At 53.4% G+C, this 16,296-nt stretch carries 17 protein-coding genes; 7 read left to right on the top strand and 10 right to left on the bottom strand.

Features of this window, described 5'->3' with window-relative positions:
• The first annotated feature begins 83 nt into the window (after positions 1–83).
• From xseB to ABSH60_RS14610, 4 genes are all read left to right on the top strand, one after another.
• Positions 84–326, top strand: coding sequence for an exodeoxyribonuclease VII small subunit (gene xseB / locus ABSH60_RS14625; RefSeq protein WP_056771029.1), 243 nt, complete (start codon positions 84–86; stop codon positions 324–326).
• A gap of 6 nt (positions 327–332) precedes the next feature.
• Entirely contained in the window at positions 333–1,262 is a 930-nt protein-coding gene (gene ispA, locus ABSH60_RS14620) for a (2E,6E)-farnesyl diphosphate synthase (RefSeq protein ID WP_056771026.1), read from the top strand.
• Between the two features lie 19 nt (positions 1,263–1,281).
• Positions 1,282–3,144 (top strand): 1-deoxy-D-xylulose-5-phosphate synthase, encoded by a 1,863-nt coding sequence (gene dxs / locus ABSH60_RS14615; protein ID WP_056771021.1) that lies wholly within the window; start codon positions 1,282–1,284, stop codon positions 3,142–3,144.
• A gap of 149 nt (positions 3,145–3,293) precedes the next feature.
• Positions 3,294–4,268, top strand: a complete 975-nt coding sequence (locus ABSH60_RS14610; protein ID WP_390974543.1) for an aldo/keto reductase — start codon at positions 3,294–3,296, stop codon at positions 4,266–4,268.
• A gap of 97 nt (positions 4,269–4,365) precedes the next feature.
• On the opposite strand, the gene thiL is transcribed toward ABSH60_RS14610, so the two are convergent.
• The 5 genes from thiL to nrdR form a co-directional block, all read right to left on the bottom strand.
• Positions 4,366–5,337 (bottom strand): thiamine-phosphate kinase, encoded by a 972-nt coding sequence (gene thiL / locus ABSH60_RS14605; protein ID WP_122096015.1) that lies wholly within the window; start codon positions 5,335–5,337, stop codon positions 4,366–4,368.
• A gap of 164 nt (positions 5,338–5,501) precedes the next feature.
• Positions 5,502–5,915, bottom strand: coding sequence for a transcription antitermination factor NusB (nusB, locus tag ABSH60_RS14600; protein ID WP_013576663.1), 414 nt, complete (start codon positions 5,913–5,915; stop codon positions 5,502–5,504).
• 20 nt (positions 5,916–5,935) lie between these two features.
• Complete coding sequence (ribE, locus tag ABSH60_RS14595) at positions 5,936–6,406, bottom strand: 6,7-dimethyl-8-ribityllumazine synthase (protein WP_056771010.1); 471 nt, start codon at positions 6,404–6,406, stop codon at positions 5,936–5,938.
• Positions 6,407–6,532: 126 nt separating this feature from the next.
• Entirely contained in the window at positions 6,533–7,681 is a 1,149-nt protein-coding gene (gene ribD / locus ABSH60_RS14590; protein ID WP_390974540.1) for a bifunctional diaminohydroxyphosphoribosylaminopyrimidine deaminase/5-amino-6-(5-phosphoribosylamino)uracil reductase RibD, read from the bottom strand.
• 9 nt (positions 7,682–7,690) lie between these two features.
• Positions 7,691–8,140: a transcriptional regulator NrdR gene (gene nrdR, locus ABSH60_RS14585; RefSeq protein ID WP_056771003.1), complete on the bottom strand. Its 450-nt coding sequence runs from the start codon at positions 8,138–8,140 to the stop codon at positions 7,691–7,693.
• Positions 8,141–8,298: 158 nt separating this feature from the next.
• Here nrdR and ABSH60_RS14580 point away from each other — a divergent pair, with 158 nt between their 5' ends.
• Positions 8,299–8,865 carry a DUF3251 domain-containing protein gene (locus ABSH60_RS14580; protein ID WP_390974538.1) on the top strand — a complete coding sequence of 189 codons (567 nt, stop codon included), beginning with the start codon at positions 8,299–8,301 and terminating at the stop codon, positions 8,863–8,865.
• A 67-nt stretch (positions 8,866–8,932) separates the two neighbouring features.
• On the opposite strand, the gene secF is transcribed toward ABSH60_RS14580, so the two are convergent.
• From secF to queA, 5 genes are all read right to left on the bottom strand, one after another.
• Positions 8,933–9,904, bottom strand: coding sequence for a protein translocase subunit SecF (gene secF / locus ABSH60_RS14575; RefSeq protein WP_056770996.1), 972 nt, complete (start codon positions 9,902–9,904; stop codon positions 8,933–8,935).
• Positions 9,905–9,914: 10 nt separating this feature from the next.
• Entirely contained in the window at positions 9,915–11,762 is a 1,848-nt protein-coding gene (gene secD, locus ABSH60_RS14570) for a protein translocase subunit SecD (protein ID WP_072158037.1), read from the bottom strand.
• 27 nt (positions 11,763–11,789) lie between these two features.
• Entirely contained in the window at positions 11,790–12,122 is a 333-nt protein-coding gene (gene yajC, locus ABSH60_RS14565) for a preprotein translocase subunit YajC (protein WP_056770992.1), read from the bottom strand.
• A 166-nt stretch (positions 12,123–12,288) separates the two neighbouring features.
• Complete coding sequence (gene tgt / locus ABSH60_RS14560; protein WP_056770989.1) at positions 12,289–13,413, bottom strand: tRNA guanosine(34) transglycosylase Tgt; 1,125 nt, start codon at positions 13,411–13,413, stop codon at positions 12,289–12,291.
• A 111-nt stretch (positions 13,414–13,524) separates the two neighbouring features.
• Positions 13,525–14,595, bottom strand: a complete 1,071-nt coding sequence (gene queA / locus ABSH60_RS14555) for a tRNA preQ1(34) S-adenosylmethionine ribosyltransferase-isomerase QueA (protein WP_390974535.1) — start codon at positions 14,593–14,595, stop codon at positions 13,525–13,527.
• 132 nt (positions 14,596–14,727) lie between these two features.
• Here queA and ABSH60_RS14550 point away from each other — a divergent pair, with 132 nt between their 5' ends.
• Complete coding sequence (locus tag ABSH60_RS14550) at positions 14,728–15,309, top strand: ACP phosphodiesterase (protein ID WP_183848792.1); 582 nt, start codon at positions 14,728–14,730, stop codon at positions 15,307–15,309.
• A gap of 223 nt (positions 15,310–15,532) precedes the next feature.
• Complete coding sequence (locus ABSH60_RS14545) at positions 15,533–16,135, top strand: peroxiredoxin C (RefSeq protein ID WP_013576674.1); 603 nt, start codon at positions 15,533–15,535, stop codon at positions 16,133–16,135.
• The last annotated feature ends 161 nt before the right edge of the window (positions 16,136–16,296 follow it).

The following is a 16,296-nucleotide window of genomic DNA, read 5'->3' as shown; positions in this document are numbered from 1 at the left end:
GAATGTCTCCCGGAGCTGAGAGCCGACCCTGCCGTCTCAGCACTCTGGTCATCGATTCTGATCAACGATATTGAAAGAGAATTATGCCGAAAAAATCTGCACCACCCGCCAATTTCGAAACTGCTCTGGCCGACCTGGAACAGATCGTTTCACGCCTCGAATCAGGCGAATTGCCTTTAGAAGAGGCGCTGAATGAATTCGAGCAAGGCGTCCAGCTGGCGCGTCAGGGACAGCAAAAGCTGCAACAGGCCGAACAGCGTGTACAAATTCTGCTCGACAGCGATGAAGATGCACCGCTGACACCTTTCACACCGGAAGCAGAGTAACGGTTTATGTCTGAAGCGATTTCTCTTTCTCCGGCTGGCGAGTTTTCACGTGAACTTCGCGCGATGCAACAACGCGTGGATGGCGTACTGACCGCTTACATTGACGCCCTGCCGCTGGCTGATTTACCGCTGGTTGAAGCCATGCGCTACGGTGCACTGCTCGGCGGCAAACGGATGCGACCTTATCTGGTGTATGCCACCGGTCAGCTATTCGGGCTGGATTTGAAAAATCTTGATGCGCCCGCTGCTGCGGTAGAATGCATCCACGCCTATTCGCTGATCCATGACGATCTGCCCGCAATGGATGACGACGATCTGCGTCGCGGCCAGCCAACCTGTCACATCAAGTTTGGCGAAGCCAATGCCATTCTGGCAGGCGATGCCCTGCAAACGCTGGCGTTCTCTGTCTTAACCGACGGGGAAATGGCGGACGTGGCGGTCAAAGATCGTCTGTCGATGGTGTCCGAGCTGGCTGGCGCCAGCGGTGCCAGCGGCATGTGTGGCGGTCAAGCACTGGATCTGGCCGCAGAAGGCCAACAGATAAGCCTCGACGCTCTGGAAAAAATACACCGTCATAAAACCGGTGCGCTTATCCGCGCCGCGGTGCGCATGGGTGCTCTGGCCGCCGGTGACACCGGACGCGCCGTATTGCCTATACTGGATACCTATGCACAGGCGATTGGCCTGGCGTTTCAGGTTCAGGACGACATCCTTGATGTCATCGGGGATACCGCCACGCTGGGTAAACGCCAGGGCGCAGATCAACAACTCGGTAAAAGCACTTACCCTGCCCTGCTGGGGCTCGACGGCGCAAAGGCCAAGGCCATGGACCTGTATCAGGAAGCCGTTTCCGCACTGGACCAGCTCGCTGCGCTTTCTTACAACACAGCGCCACTTCTCGCGTTAGCCAGCTTCGTTATTGAGCGCGATAATTAATACTTACTATGAGCAACTGATGAGTCTTGAATTAGCCAAATACCCGACACTGGCGCTGGCGGAGAATCCTGAAGATCTCCGTTCACTTCCTAAAGAGAGCCTGCCCAGGCTCTGCGACGAACTGCGCCAGTATTTACTGGCCAGCGTCAGCCAGTCCAGCGGGCACTTCGCGTCCGGTCTGGGAACGGTTGAACTGACCGTCGCCATGCATTATGTCTACAACACGCCGTTTGATCACGTCGTCTGGGATGTCGGCCATCAGGCCTATCCTCACAAAATTCTTACCGGACGCCGTGACCGGATTTCCACCATCCGTCAGAAAGGCGGTCTGCATCCGTTCCCATGGCGCGGTGAAAGCGAATACGACACGCTTTCCGTCGGACATTCCTCAACCTCCATCAGCGCCGGTTTGGGCATGGCCGTTGCCGCCGAACGCGAAGGTAAAAACCGTCGCACCGTCTGCGTGATTGGTGACGGCGCGATCACCGCCGGTATGGCATTCGAAGCCATGAACCACGCCGGTGATATTAAGCCCGATATGCTGGTGATCCTTAACGACAATGAAATGTCGATTTCAGAAAACGTCGGCGCGCTGAATAATCATCTCGCGCAATTGTTGTCGGGTAAGTTGTATTCGCATCTGCGCGAAGGCGGCAAGAAAGTCCTTTCCGGCATCCCGCCGATCAAAGAACTGGTGCGCCGTACCGAAGAACATCTGAAAGGCATGATGGTGCCGGGCACGCTGTTTGAAGAGCTGGGCTTTAACTATATCGGGCCGGTGGACGGTCACGACGTAGTGGCGCTGGTGCAAACGCTGAAAAACATGCGTGACCTGAAAGGTCCGCAGTTGCTGCACATCATGACGAAAAAAGGCAAAGGCTACGCGCCGGCCGAGAAAGATCCGATCGGCTGGCACGCGGTGCCAAAATTCGATCCGGCTTCCGGCATTTTGCCTAAAGGCAAAGAAGGCCTGCCGACGTATTCGAAAATCTTTGGCGACTGGTTGTGTGAGACTGCCGCCAAAGACAGCAAACTGATGGCCGTGACGCCTGCAATGCGCGAAGGCTCCGGCATGGTCCGCTTCTCCCGCGAGTATCCGCAGCAGTATTTCGACGTTGCCATCGCCGAACAGCATGCCGTGACGTTTGCGGCCGGGCTTGCGATTGGCGGCTACAAACCGATCGTGGCGATCTACTCGACTTTCCTGCAACGGGCTTACGATCAGGTGATCCACGATGTGGCGATCCAAAATCTTCCGGTGCTGTTTGCTATCGATCGCGGCGGTATCGTCGGTGCCGACGGCCAGACCCATCAGGGTGCATTTGACCTGTCATTCCTGCGCTGCATTCCGAATATGATCATCATGACGCCAAGCGATGAAAACGAATGCCGCCAGATGTTGCATACCGGCTATCATCACAACAGCGGCCCGGTGGCCGTGCGTTATCCGCGCGGCAGCGGCACTGGTGCAACCTGTGAACCGCTGGCATCCCTGCCGTTAGGCAAAGGTGTTGTGCGTCGCGAAGGTGAAAAAGTGGCGATCCTGAACTTTGGTACGTTACTGCCGGATGCGCTGGAAGCGGCTGAAAAACGTAATGCCACCGTCGTGGATATGCGCTTTGTTAAACCGCTCGACGAAGCATTGATTCTCGAACTGGCGGCAAGCCATGAAGTGCTGGTGACGCTGGAAGAAAACGCCATCATGGGTGGCGCAGGCAGCGGTGTGAATGAGCTGCTGATGGCAAAACGCATGTTAGTGCCGGTATTGAATATCGGTCTGGCGGACCACTTTGTGCCACAGGGCACACAAGACGAAATCCGTCATGATGTCGGGCTCGATGCCGAAGGTATTGACCGTCAAATCACCGACTGGCTGGCCTGATCATTTCCCCTCTTTCGCCTGAAAGAGGGGTTTCTTTCCCCACATCCTCCTGTCTTCCCCAATCCCGCCATTCTGTGAGCTACAGTTAAGCATGCTAATCATTTTTTAACGCCTGCCGGTTATCACGCAGGCTTTTACGGAGAGATGCAATGCAATACACCACGTTGGGAAAAACCTGTCTGAAAATATCGCAACTGTGTCTGGGTTGTATGACGTATGGCGAACCGGATCGCGGCAGGCATGCCTGGACCTTACCTGAAGAAAGCAGTCGCCCAATCATTAAACAGGCGCTGGATGCAGGCATTAACTTTTTTGACACCGCCAACAGCTATTCCGATGGCAGCAGCGAAGAGATCGTCGGGCGGGCGCTGAAAGACTTCGCGAAACGCGACCAGATCGTCGTCGCCACCAAAGTGTTTTATCCGATTACCGGCCTGGAAGGCGGATTGTCCCGCGCGTCGATTATGCAATCTATCGACGACAGTCTGCGCCGCCTCGGCATGGAGTATGTCGATCTGCTACAAATCCACCGCTGGGATTACAACACGCCAATTGAAGAAACGCTTGAAGCACTCAATGACGTGGTGAAAGCCGGTAAGGCGCGTTTTATCGGGGCTTCTTCCATGCATGCCCATCAGTTTAAGCAGGCGCTGGATGTTTCACAGCAAAATGGCTGGGCGCGCTTCGTCTCGATGCAGGATCAGTACAATCTGATCCAGCGTGAAGAAGAGAAAGAAATGTACCCGTTGTGTCTGGAAGAAAACATCGCGGTTCTGCCGTGGAGTCCGCTGGCGCGGGGTAAGCTTACGCGCCCATGGGGAGAAACCACCGCCCGTTCGGTGTCTGACAGTTTTGCCAACACGCTGTACGATGCCACGGATGAAGCCGACGGTAAAATAGCTGAACGTGTGGGTAAAATCGCGGAAGATCACGTTGTTCCGCGCGCGCAGATTGCGCTGGCGTGGATCCTCAGCAAACATGTGATCACCGCCCCTATCATCGGCGCTTCCCGCCCTGCCCATCTCGACGATGCGATTGCTGCGCTGAACATCAAACTATCGATTGAAGAAATCGCCGAACTTGAAATGGCTTATGTGCCGCATCAGGCTGTCGGATTTGAGTAAAACGGGCGAATCTCTCTCAGGTTAAAAAACAGAAAAGGCGCTGCAGAATCAACATGCAGCGCCTTTTTTACTTCTTACACACCGTCAGAACATCGGCTCAGGCAAAATGGTCGAAACCCTGCCATTCCAGTTGCACCGGTGATCCGGCCCGCATCAGTTTGAGGCCTTCGGAAAGGGGAGCAATCTGGCCGATGCAGGTAAAATCAACGCCAAGATGACTCAGCGCCGCGTCCACCGCGCCGCGATTGATTTCCGGCACGGTGAAGCACAGTTCGTAATCTTCGCCGCCGGTCAGTGCCCATTTCAGTGCCTGTTCCGGATCGCCGAGTGACTTCATGGCATCAGAGAACGGAATGGCATCCAGATCCAGGCGCGCGCCGCAATCACTGGCTTTCAGAATGTGCTTCAAATCGGAAATCAGCCCGTCGGAGAGATCGATCGCCGACGTCGCCAGATCACGCAACGCCTGGCCTTGCAGAACGCGCGGCGAAGGCCGCAGATGGCGTTTGAGCAGGAACTCACGCGTTTTATCATCAGTGATGTTCAGCTGTTCCAGCACAACGGCCAGACCCGCGGCACTGTCGCCCAGCGTACCCGTTACGAAAATCCAGTCGCCCACACCGGCACCAGAACGCGTCAATGCGCGACCGACCGGCACCAGCCCCTGAATGGTTAACGTCATGCTCAACGGACCGCGGGTGGTATCACCGCCAATCAGTTGCATACCGTAGTAATTGAGTTGCTCGAACAAGCTGTCACTGAAAGACTGTAGCCAGTCAGCATTGACCTCGGGCAGCGTCAGCGCGAGAGAAACCCAGGCAGGATCCGCGCCCATTGCCGCTAAATCACTGAGATTCACCGCCAGCGCTTTGTAGCCGAGATCGGCCGGAGAAATGGTTTTCAGGAAATGGATGCCTTCGACCAGCGTATCAGTGCTGACGGCGAGGAGTTGTTTTTCGCCAACCGTCAGTAAGGCACAATCATCACCAATGCCTAACTGAACATCCTGTCTGGCGGTTCTGAACCGGTTAAAGTAGCGATTGATTACGTCAAATTCGCCGGATGCCATAATACAATTCCAAATCGTTAGAATGACTTAAGGCCGGAAAACCGGCCTTAAGAAGGGTGTCACACAAAGGATAAGCGAGGTGACATCACAAGAGTATCAACGAAGTCAGTAATCGGGTGAAAATGAGTGTGATCATTTATCCGTCGGGCTGACCCTTGCTGACATTATTTCTTGCGAATATGCGGGCCCGCTTTGTCCAGCACACCGTTCACAAATTTGTGACTGTCTTCAGCGCCGAAGGTTTTCGCCAGTTCGATCGCTTCATTGATGGCCACTTTATAAGGGACATCCTGGCGCTTGCTCAGCTCAAACAGAGCCAGACGCAAGATCGCTCTTTCCACCTGGCCTAATTCATCCAGCTGACGTGACAGGTATGGCGCCATCAATGCATCGAGTTTCTCTGCACTGTTTGCTACACCAGCCAGCAGTTCGCGGAAATAGGCAATGTCTACATCTTTGACATCCTGCTCGGTCAGGAATTCTAATTCAACATCGGCGATGTCATTTTTCGACAACTGCCAGGAGTAAAGCGCCTGAACGGCACATTCACGGGCGCGGCGACGAGCAGCAGGTTTCACGGATTTCCCCTTAACTAGATTCAGGCCTTAATAGCCTTGATAACATTAATCATTTCAAGCGCGGTCAGTGCAGCTTCTGCACCCTTGTTACCGGCTTTTGTCCCTGCGCGTTCAATGGCTTGTTCGATGCTTTCTGTCGTCAGCACACCAAAGGCAACCGGGATTTCGCTGTTCATGGCAACGCTGGACAGGCCAGAGCTGCATTCGCCCGCGACGAATTCAAAGTGGGCTGTGCCCCCGCGGATCACTGTACCGAGCGCAACAACGGCGTCGTACTTTCCGCTTTCAGCCAGAGCACGGGTTGCCAGAGGCAATTCGTATGCGCCCGGGACCCAGACTACGGTGATGTTGTCATCGCTGACCTGACCAATACGTTTCAACGCATCAATAGCACCGGAAAGCAGGCTGTCGTTGATGAAATTGTTAAAACGAGCAATCGCGATCGCTACGCGCGCGTTAGGCGTGGCTACAACACCTTCAATAACGTTCATAGTTTTCCTTAAAGTGGGTTCAGGAGTTTCTCAACCCCAGCCGCAGGGGGGCGGATTCTATCATAAAATTACCCTGTCTGGACACGGGCTTTTCAAACCCGTGCAAACAGAGGAGGAGTAAAATGCTCAGTACACCGGCTTCAGACGTAAACGCAGGTCCGGGCCAATCTGCCGGACATCACTGAAAACGAATTCCGGCGCATCTTTCAGATGCTGCAATCCGGGCAGTTCGCACAGTGCGCGGCCATTATCACCCAATAACTTAGGTGCCATATAAACGATTAATTCATCAACCAGACCCGCTTGTAATAAGGCCCCGGCAAGTTGAGCGCCGGCTTCCACCCAGATGGAATTTACCTGACGTTTCGCCAGTTGCATCATAAGCAGAACCAGATCGATGCGATTCTCGCGTCCCGGAACGCACCATTGTTCAACGGAATCAGGCCAGGCCAGCTGATCTTTTTCAAGACGGGCCAGCAGAACGTCGCCGGGTACATTCACCAGCTGATGCTGTGGCGTCACGCGGTTCTGGCTGTCGAGGATAATTCTCAGCGGCTGGCGAAGGCTCTGCTCAGGGTAAACGGCCTGCACATCACTGCCCAGTTCGCGCCAGCGCACATTCAGCGACGGATTATCGGCCAGCACCGTGGCGCTGGTGCTCAGAACCGCTGAGCTTTCTGCGCGAAAACGCTGCACGTCAGCGCGCGCCGCCGCCGAGGTGATCCACTGACTTTCGCCGGAGGCCATCGCCGTTCGGCCATCCAGCGATGCGCCCATTTTCAGTTGTACGTAAGGGAAACCGGTGCGCATGCGTTTCAGAAAGCCAAGATTGACGGCTTCCGCCTGCGAATGCATCAGCCCATGGCTGACATCCACGCCATTTTGCTTCAGACGGTATAACCCTCGCCCGGCAACTTCCGGATTAGGATCCTGCATCGCTGCCACAACCCGGGTGATGCCTGCCGCCAGTAAAGCATCGGCACAAGGCGGCGTGCGGCCATGATGGCTGCACGGCTCGAGTGTCACATAGGCGGTCGCGCCTCTGGCTTTTTCACCGGCCATGCGCAGCGCATGGACTTCGGCATGAGGCTCACCGGCGCGCAAATGGTAGCCTTCACCGACGATTTCACCCCCGGAGACAATGACACAACCGACGTTGGGATTCGGTGTGGTGGTAAAACGCCCGCGACGCGCCAGCTCGAAAGCGCGCGCCATATAGCGTTCATCGGAGGGTAATTCAGCAGATTGTGGTGCAGCAGGCTGTTCGGGGAACATCAGTTTTCCTTAATCCTGAAGACGGGCGATCTCTTCACCAAATTCACGAATATCTTCAAAGCTGCGATAGACCGATGCGAAACGAATGTAGGCCACTTTATCCAGCCCTTTCAGGGCATCCATCACCAGATTGCCGATCATCTTCGCGGGAATTTCACGCTCGCCGGTGGCACGCAGCTGCGACTTAATGTGGCTGATGGCGGTTTCAACATCGTCAGAACTGACCGGCCGTTTTTCGAGCGCTTTCAGTAAGCCGCCGCGTAATTTATCTTCGTTGAAGGGTTCGCGGACTTCATTGCTTTTAATGACACGCGGCATCACCAGTTCCGCCACTTCAAAAGTGGTGAAACGTTCATGGCACACCAGGCACTGACGGCGACGGCGAACCTGCGATCCGTCACCCACCAGGCGGGAATCAATCACTTTAGTATCAACAGCAGCACAAAATGGGCAATGCATAGCACTTCCTGATCGCGAACTCAATTGGACATCAGTTTAACCCGAAGTGTGCAGACAACAAAGGCTGTCGCTACTTTCATCGACATCGGGTTAAACTTAGGCTCTCTATTAGTGCCCGGACGGATGTTGCATCGGGCAGAAGAAAGGAAATCTCTGATATGACGAAACACCCTCGCCTTTGGCTTATCGGCGCCACGTTGCTGAGCCTGCAGGGCTGCGCGCAGCAAAATCCACAGCTGCCGGAATTGAAATCGGAAGTGGGTCAGCTGAATCACAAACTGCAACGGCTGACCGATTTGGCGGTTGCACTTGAACAGCAAACCACGCTGAACCGGCAGTCCAGCAATGGCGTCTATTTGCTGCCTGCGGCTAAGAGCCCTGCCCTGCTGAAAAGTGATCTGGGTGAGCTGACTGTGACGTTGCTGCGCGTGGCACCGGATGCCAGCGGGTTACAAGCGGTGTTAGAAGTGAAAAACGATGCCGGCAATCCGCTGCCGCCATTTACCGCGTCACTGAGCTGGGGCCAGCTGGATCCGGTCACCGGCAAACCGCTGACCGTCGATATGCAAACCCAAAACATCAACGTGGAAGCGGATTTGCTGCCCGGACCGGTGAAAACCTTCGAGGTGAAATTCAGTCAGGTCACGATGGAAACGCTGGGCTTTGTCCATCTGCACAATATTGTCGCCACGGTACCGCCTTCTGCCGCCACAGTTCAGCCATAACATCCCGAATTTCAGGCAAAAAAAACCCCGCAGCGCGGGGTTTTTTGATCACTGAACCATCAGCAGATTAAGGCAGAATCGAAGGCTGATCTGCACCTTCTTTTTCCACTTTTTGCTGCAACATGTGTTCACGCTTCATACCCAGTTTCAGGGCCAGCGCCGAAGCAACATATATCGATGAAGCCGTACCGATTGAAACACCAATCAACATGGTCAGTGAGAAACCACGCAGCAATGCACCACCAAACAAATACAGCATCAGGATCACGACTAACGTGGTACCGGATGTGATCAATGTTCTGTGCAACGTCTGGGTCAACGACACGTTAAAGATTTCGTAAGATGTCCCGCGACGGATCTTGCGGAAGTTCTCACGAATACGGTCCGATACGACGATGCTGTCGTTAAGCGAGTAACCGATAACCGACATCAGTGAAGCAACGATGGTCAGGTCAACCTCGATATGGAACAACGAGAGCACGCCCATGGTGATCACAACGTCGTGAGCAAGCGCGATAACAACACCTGCTGCCAGACGCCACTCGAAGCGGAAACCGACGTAAACCAGGATTGCGATCAATGCCACTAACAGCGCCATCGCACCATTTTGCGCCAAATCAGCCCCTACACTTGGGCCAACGAACTCGATACGTTTCACCTGGGCATTCTGGCTGGTCGTTTCGTTAATCACGCTAAGAACTTTAGCACCCAGTTCCTGGCCGCCTGTTTCACCCTTAGTCGGTGGCATACGAACCATGATGTCGCGGCTGCTACCAAAATTCTGTACCAGCGGTTCTGCAAAGCCTGATTTCTCAAGCGAAGCACGCATCATGTCCAAATCCGCAGGTTTTTCCAGCGAGATTTCAATAACCGTACCGCCGGTGAAATCCAGACCCCAGTTAAAACCTTTCACACCGATAATGGCGATAGAAAGGATCAACAGGAAACCAGAGATACCGAAAGCCCAGTAATCCCAGCGCATAAAGTCATAGACTCTACGGCCGTGGTTTAATTGTTCAACAGTATATTCCTGTGCCACAACGCACTCCTCAGATAGACAGCTTTTTGATGCGCTTGCCGCCGTACAACAGATTTACGAGGGCACGAGTACCGACGATTGCGGTAAACATTGACGTCGCTACACCAATACCGGTTGTAATCGCAAAGCCTTTAATTGCCCCGGTGCCGACGGCATACAGGATGATGACCTTGATTAGCGTCGTGACGTTGGCATCAAAGATGGAGCTGAACGCGCCTTTGTAACCTTCATCAATGGCCTGCTGCACTGAACGTCCGTTACTAAGTTCTTCCTTAATACGTTCGTTGATCAGTACGTTGGCATCCACCGCTACGGCAAGGGTTAATACGATACCCGCAATACCCGGCATCGTGAGTGTTGCCCCAGGTATCAGAGACATGATCCCAACAATAAGCACCAGGTTAGCAATCAGCGCAGAGGTCGCAATCAGACCGAACTTCTTATAGAAGAACAGCATGAAGATAATTGAGACCACAAGTCCTGCCAGACAGGCTTCCAGACCTTGCTTGATATTTTCCATCCCTAAGGTCGGGCCGATGGTACGTTCTTCAACAATCTGGATTGGCGCGATCAACGCACCGGCGCGCAGCAGCAGAGACAGCTGACGGGCTTCATTCGGATCGTTTACACCGGTGATACGGAAGCTGTTACCCAGACGTGACTGAATCGTCGCCACGTTAATAACTTCTTCTTGTTTCGCCAGAATTGAACGGCCATTGGCATCTTTCTTACCGCTGTCTTTGTACTCCACGAACAGGGTAGCCATCGGTTTACCGATGTTATCCTTAGTGAAGTTAGACATGGCGTTACCGCCAGCGCTGTCGAGAGAGATGTTAACCTGCGGCTGATTGTACTCATCCATGCTGGATGTGGAGTCAGTGATATGGTCACCGGTCAGGATCACGCGTTTGTACAAGACAACCGGGCGGCCTTCACGGGTATTTTTCACTTCGCTGTCACCCGGCACGCGGCCAGACGCTGCAGCAGTGGCATCCACATTGGTATTCACCAGACGGAATTCCAGTGTCGCCGTGGCGCCCAGAATTTCTTTCGCACGCGCCGTATCCTGAATACCCGGCAGCTCAACGACGATACGGTCAGAACCCTGACGTTGTACCAGCGGCTCGGCCACACCCAGTTGGTTTACACGGTTACGCAGGATGGTGATGTTTTGCTGAACGGCATACTCGCGGGCTTCATTCATGCGAGCATCAGTCATCACCACGCGAATGGCGTTATCGCCGCTGTTGGTGATCACTAAATCGCGGTGACGTGGGCTCAGGTAGCTGACCGCAGAATCGCGGGTGGCAGCATCACGAAAACGCACTTCAACGCCATAGTTGTCGAGCTTACGCACCGTGGCATAAGGAATATTCTTGTCGCGCAGATCGCTGCGCATGTTGTCCATCGTCTGCTCTTGCAGCTTACTCAGCGCAGTATCCATATCCACTTCCATCAGGAAGTGCACACCACCACGTAAGTCGAGGCCCAGCTTCATCGGCTCGGCGCCCAGCATGCTCAACCAGCGCGGCGTTGCCGGTGCCAGGTTAAGTGCAATAACAAACTTGTCGCCCAGCGCTTCAGTCAGCGCTTCACGTGCACGAAGCTGTACATCCGTGTCTTTGAAACGGGCAAGAATAGCGCCATTCTCCAGAGCAACTGATTTGATCTGGATTTTGCTTTGATCTAATACGTTACGGACTTGGTCCAGCGTTGCTTCACTGGCGTCGGAACCCCGAGCACCAGTGATTTGAACAGCCGGATCCTCACCATAAAGGTTGGGAAGTGCATAAAGCAGCCCGACGATGACCACAACGATCAGCATCAGATACTTCCACGCAGGATAACGGTTTAACACGGCAGTTCCCTTCGGGAAAATCGAAAATTAGATAGACTTCATCGTGCCTTTTGGCAGGACAGCTGCCACGAAGTCACGCTTGATCATCACTTCGTTAGTGTCGTTCAGTGCGATGACGACATAGCCAGTTTCAGCCACTTTCGTTACGCGACCGATCAGGCCACCGGTGGTCATCACTTCGTCACCTTTACCGATGGAATCCATCAGTTTTTTGTGTTCTTTAGAACGTTTCTGCTGCGGGCGCAGGATCATGAAATAGAAAATCAGACCAAAAACCACCAGCATAATAACCAGAGAGTAAGGACTTCCCTGTGACGGTGCGCCGGAAGCTGCGACAGCATCTGAAATGAAAAGACTCATTTAAATTCCCTCATTGTTGTTGTGAAGCAAAATAGTTGTTGTAAAAAAAACCGTATTTCCAAAATGGAGTCTGGCGATGAAACGTCTCGCACAATACCCCATTATGACGGCTCAACAAATGATAAAATCGGCACCGCCTTTCGGAGATGCCGACACGACTAAGAAATCAGAAGTTTAAAGGCGGAACCGGTTTGCCTTTACGCTCGTAGAAGTCTGTCACAAAGAGCTCTAATTTACCCTCTTCAATAGCCTGGCGTAAACCGGCCATCAAACGCTGGTAATAGCGCAAATTGTGGATGGTATTCAAACGGGCACCCAGAATTTCGTTGCAACGGTCGAGATGATGCAAGTAGGCGCGGCTATAATTGCGACATGTGTAGCAATCACAGTGTTCATCCAGCGTTGTCGTATCAGATTTATACTTGGCATTTCGGATTTTGACGATGCCATCGGTGACAAATAAGTGACCGTTACGCGCGTTACGCGTTGGCATAACACAGTCAAACATATCCACACCGCGACGCACGCCTTCCACCAAATCTTCCGGTTTGCCGACGCCCATCAGATAACGAGGTTTGTCTTCCGGGATTTGCGGGCAAACGTGCTCAAGGATACGGTGCATGTCCTCTTTCGGCTCGCCTACCGCCAAACCGCCCACAGCGTAACCATCAAAGCCGATATCTACCAGCCCTTTTAATGATACATCTCGTAAATCTTCGTAAACGCTGCCCTGAATAATCCCGAACAAAGCATTCTTATTATTCAATTCGTTGAAGCGATCGCGGCTGCGTTTTGCCCAGCGCAAAGACATCTCCATGGAGCGTTTTGCGTAATCCCAGTCAGCAGGATACGGCGTACATTCGTCGAAGATCATCACGATGTCAGAACCGAGATCGTATTGGATCTCCATGGATTTTTCCGGGCTCAGGAAGACCGGATCGCCGTTGATCGGATTGCGGAAATGCACACCCTCTTCTTTGATTTTACGCATCGCCCCCAGGCTGAACACCTGAAAGCCGCCGGAATCGGTGAGGATCGGGCCGTGCCAGTTCATGAAATCGTGCAGATCGCCATGCAGTTTCATGATTTCCTGACCCGGGCGCAGCCACAGGTGGAAAGTGTTGCCCAGCAGGATTTGTGCGCCGGTATCTTTAACTTCTTCCGGGGTCATGCCTTTTACGGTGCCGTAAGTGCCCACTGGCATAAATGCCGGGGTTTCGACCACGCCACGTTCAAAGACCAGACGTCCGCGACGTGCGCGGCCATCGGTAGTGCTTAATTCGTACTTCACATTGCCTCCAGCATCAGAGAAACAGTCTGATGAGGTTAAGTCCGTGGCATGACGCCCGGAAAAGAAAGCCCGGATACACCGAGTGCGTCCGGGCGGGTAGTTACAAAAACGTTACTGGCCGACCACTTCCTGCGGCGCCAGCGGGTTACGGTTGATGAACATTGCATCACCATAACTGAAGAAACGGTACTGCTCTGCGACAGCCTGATGGTAGGCATTCATCGTATTTTTATAACCGGCAAACGCCGACACCAGCATGATCAACGTCGATTCAGGCAGATGGAAGTTAGTGATCAGGGAATCAATCACCTGATAGTGATAACCCGGATAGATGAAGATCTTAGTATCGCCGAAGAATGGCGCAATCAGCGCATCTTCGCTGGCTTCCGCGGCACTTTCCAGCGAACGCACAGAGGTGGTGCCCACGGCCACGACTTTATTACCGCGCGCTTTACACGCCAGCACGGCATCGACCACGTCCTGCGGCACTTCAGCATACTCGGCGTGCATAATGTGGTCTTCGATAGTGTCCACGCGCACCGGCTGGAAGGTGCCCGCGCCTACGTGCAGCGTCACAAAAGCAAACTCCACGCCTTTGGCTTTCAGCGCATCCATCAGCGGCTCATCGAAATGCAAACCAGCGGTCGGCGCGGCGACAGCACCCGGACGTTCGCTGTAGACGGTCTGATACAGTTCGCGGTCGGCATCTTCATCAGGGCGGTCGATATACGGCGGCAGCGGCATATGGCCGATTTCGTTGAGCAGAGTAAAGACATCACGATCTTCATTAAATTCCAGCTCAAACAGCGTATCGTGACGGGCCACCATGGTGGCTTTAATGTCTTCTTTATCACCGAGCAGCAATTCTGCCCCCGGTTTAGGGGATTTGGACGCGCGAACGTGCGCCAGAACGCGGTGCGAATCGAGCACCCGCTCGACCAGCACTTCAATCTTGCCGCCGCTGACCTTACGGCCAAACACGCGGGCAGGGATCACACGGGTATTGTTAAATACCAGCAAATCTCCAGGCAGGATTTTATCGAGAATATCGGTGAACACGCCGTGCGTTAACTCACCGCCCGGCCCGTCCAGAGACAACAAACGACAGCCGCTGCGCTGGGTTTGCGGATAGCGGGCAATCAGGGATTCAGGGAGTTCAAAAGAAAAATCGGCAACACGCATGGTTTTTCACTTCACTTTAACGACAAAAACAGGCGGCTTAGTCTAGTGGGACGAGGCATCCCCTGCAAGCTTCTGCGCGAATAAAGGCGGCCACCCTGTCAGGGATCACATTTACTGCGTTATACTCGGCCAATGAATTTTTTAGCTCACCTCCATCTGGCCTCTCTGGCCGACAGCTCCCTGTTAGGCAATCTGCTCGCGGACTTCGTTCGCGGCAACCCTGAAGGGCAATATTCCGATGACATCGTCAGCGGGATCCGCATGCACCGCCGCGTCGATACCCTCACCGATTCCCTGCCGGAAGTCAGAATTGCGCGCAGCTATTTCCGTGATGATTTTCGCCGCGTATCACCCATTACTCTGGACGTCGTGTGGGACCATTTTCTCTCCCGCCACTGGGCCAGCATTCATCCGCAGCAATCCCTGGAAGACTTTCTTGACGATTGTCAGCAGGAAATTGAACCGCAGCTGCCTGAAATGCCTGAGCGTTTCCAGAATCTGAATGCTTATCTGTGGCCGGAACGCTGGATGGAACGTTATGCTGCGCTGCCTTTTATAGGTGACGTATTACGCGGCATGGCCAGCCGTCGGCCAAAGCTCAGTGCACTGACCGGCTCATTCCATGATATCGAACTGAATTACGACGCCCTCGAACAGCTTTTTTGGCAGTTTTATCCGGTCATGATGCAGCAGGCGAAAGACCGGCAAATCTGACAAACCGCGTTGAATTTGTGAGAATGAACACAATATTTTGCAATTAAGTGTCTGTTGTTAAAGAACGATGGGACATACTTCAAAAACTGATAGCCGGATGCTATCTGATTGATTGGCGCGATGGGGTTTATTCACTTCGGGCTTGCCCCTATACTGGCAGTCGTTTTGTTCACCCTTTCCTCTCACCTACGACGCCCTTTTGGGTTTCATAAGGAGTAATATTATGGTTCTGGTAACTCGCCCAGCCCCTGACTTCACCGCAGCAGCAGTACTTGGCAGCGGCGAAGTAGTTGAAAACTTCAACTTCAAAAAACACACTGCAGGCAAACCAACTGTTATCTTCTTCTGGCCAATGGACTTCACTTTCGTCTGCCCTTCTGAACTGATCGCGTTTGATCACCGTTACGAAGAATTCCAGAATCGTGGCGTAGAAGTAGTAGGCGTGTCCTTCGACTCCGAGTTCGTTCACAACGCATGGCGTAACACCCCTGTTGAGAAAGGCGGCATCGGTCCTGTTAAGTACGCGATGGTTGCTGACATCAAACGCGAAATTCAGAAAGCTTACGGTATCGAACATCCGGACGCTGGCGTTGCACTGCGCGGTTCCTTCCTGATCGACAAAGAAGGCGTTGTACGTCACCAGGTAGTGAACGATCTGCCACTGGGTCGTAACATCGACGAAATGCTGCGTATGGTTGACGCGCTGCAATTCCACGAAGAGCACGGCGAAGTGTGCCCGGCTCAGTGGGAAAAAGGCAAAAAAGGCATGGGCGCATCTCCGGATGGCGTGGCTAAATACCTGTCTGAAAACGCGTCAAACCTGTAATCCCTTCACGGATTTCACGTTCAATAACGGTCAGCTTTGCTGGCCGTTTTTTTATGCCTGCCGTCCGGCGGGATCACATTTTTATCCCTTCCTTTCCTTACGCTCCTCTTTTACGTCTACGCTGAAAACGACATGTTTTGTTCACAATGGCGTGCGCTTTG

It is taken from the genome of Rahnella sp. R3(2024) (assembly GCF_042920125.1).
Taxonomy (GTDB): Bacteria; Pseudomonadota; Gammaproteobacteria; order Enterobacterales; family Enterobacteriaceae; genus Rahnella; species Rahnella rivi.
The sequence above is the reverse complement of the archived record's forward strand: the minus strand, read 5'-3'. Positions and strand labels throughout refer to the sequence as shown.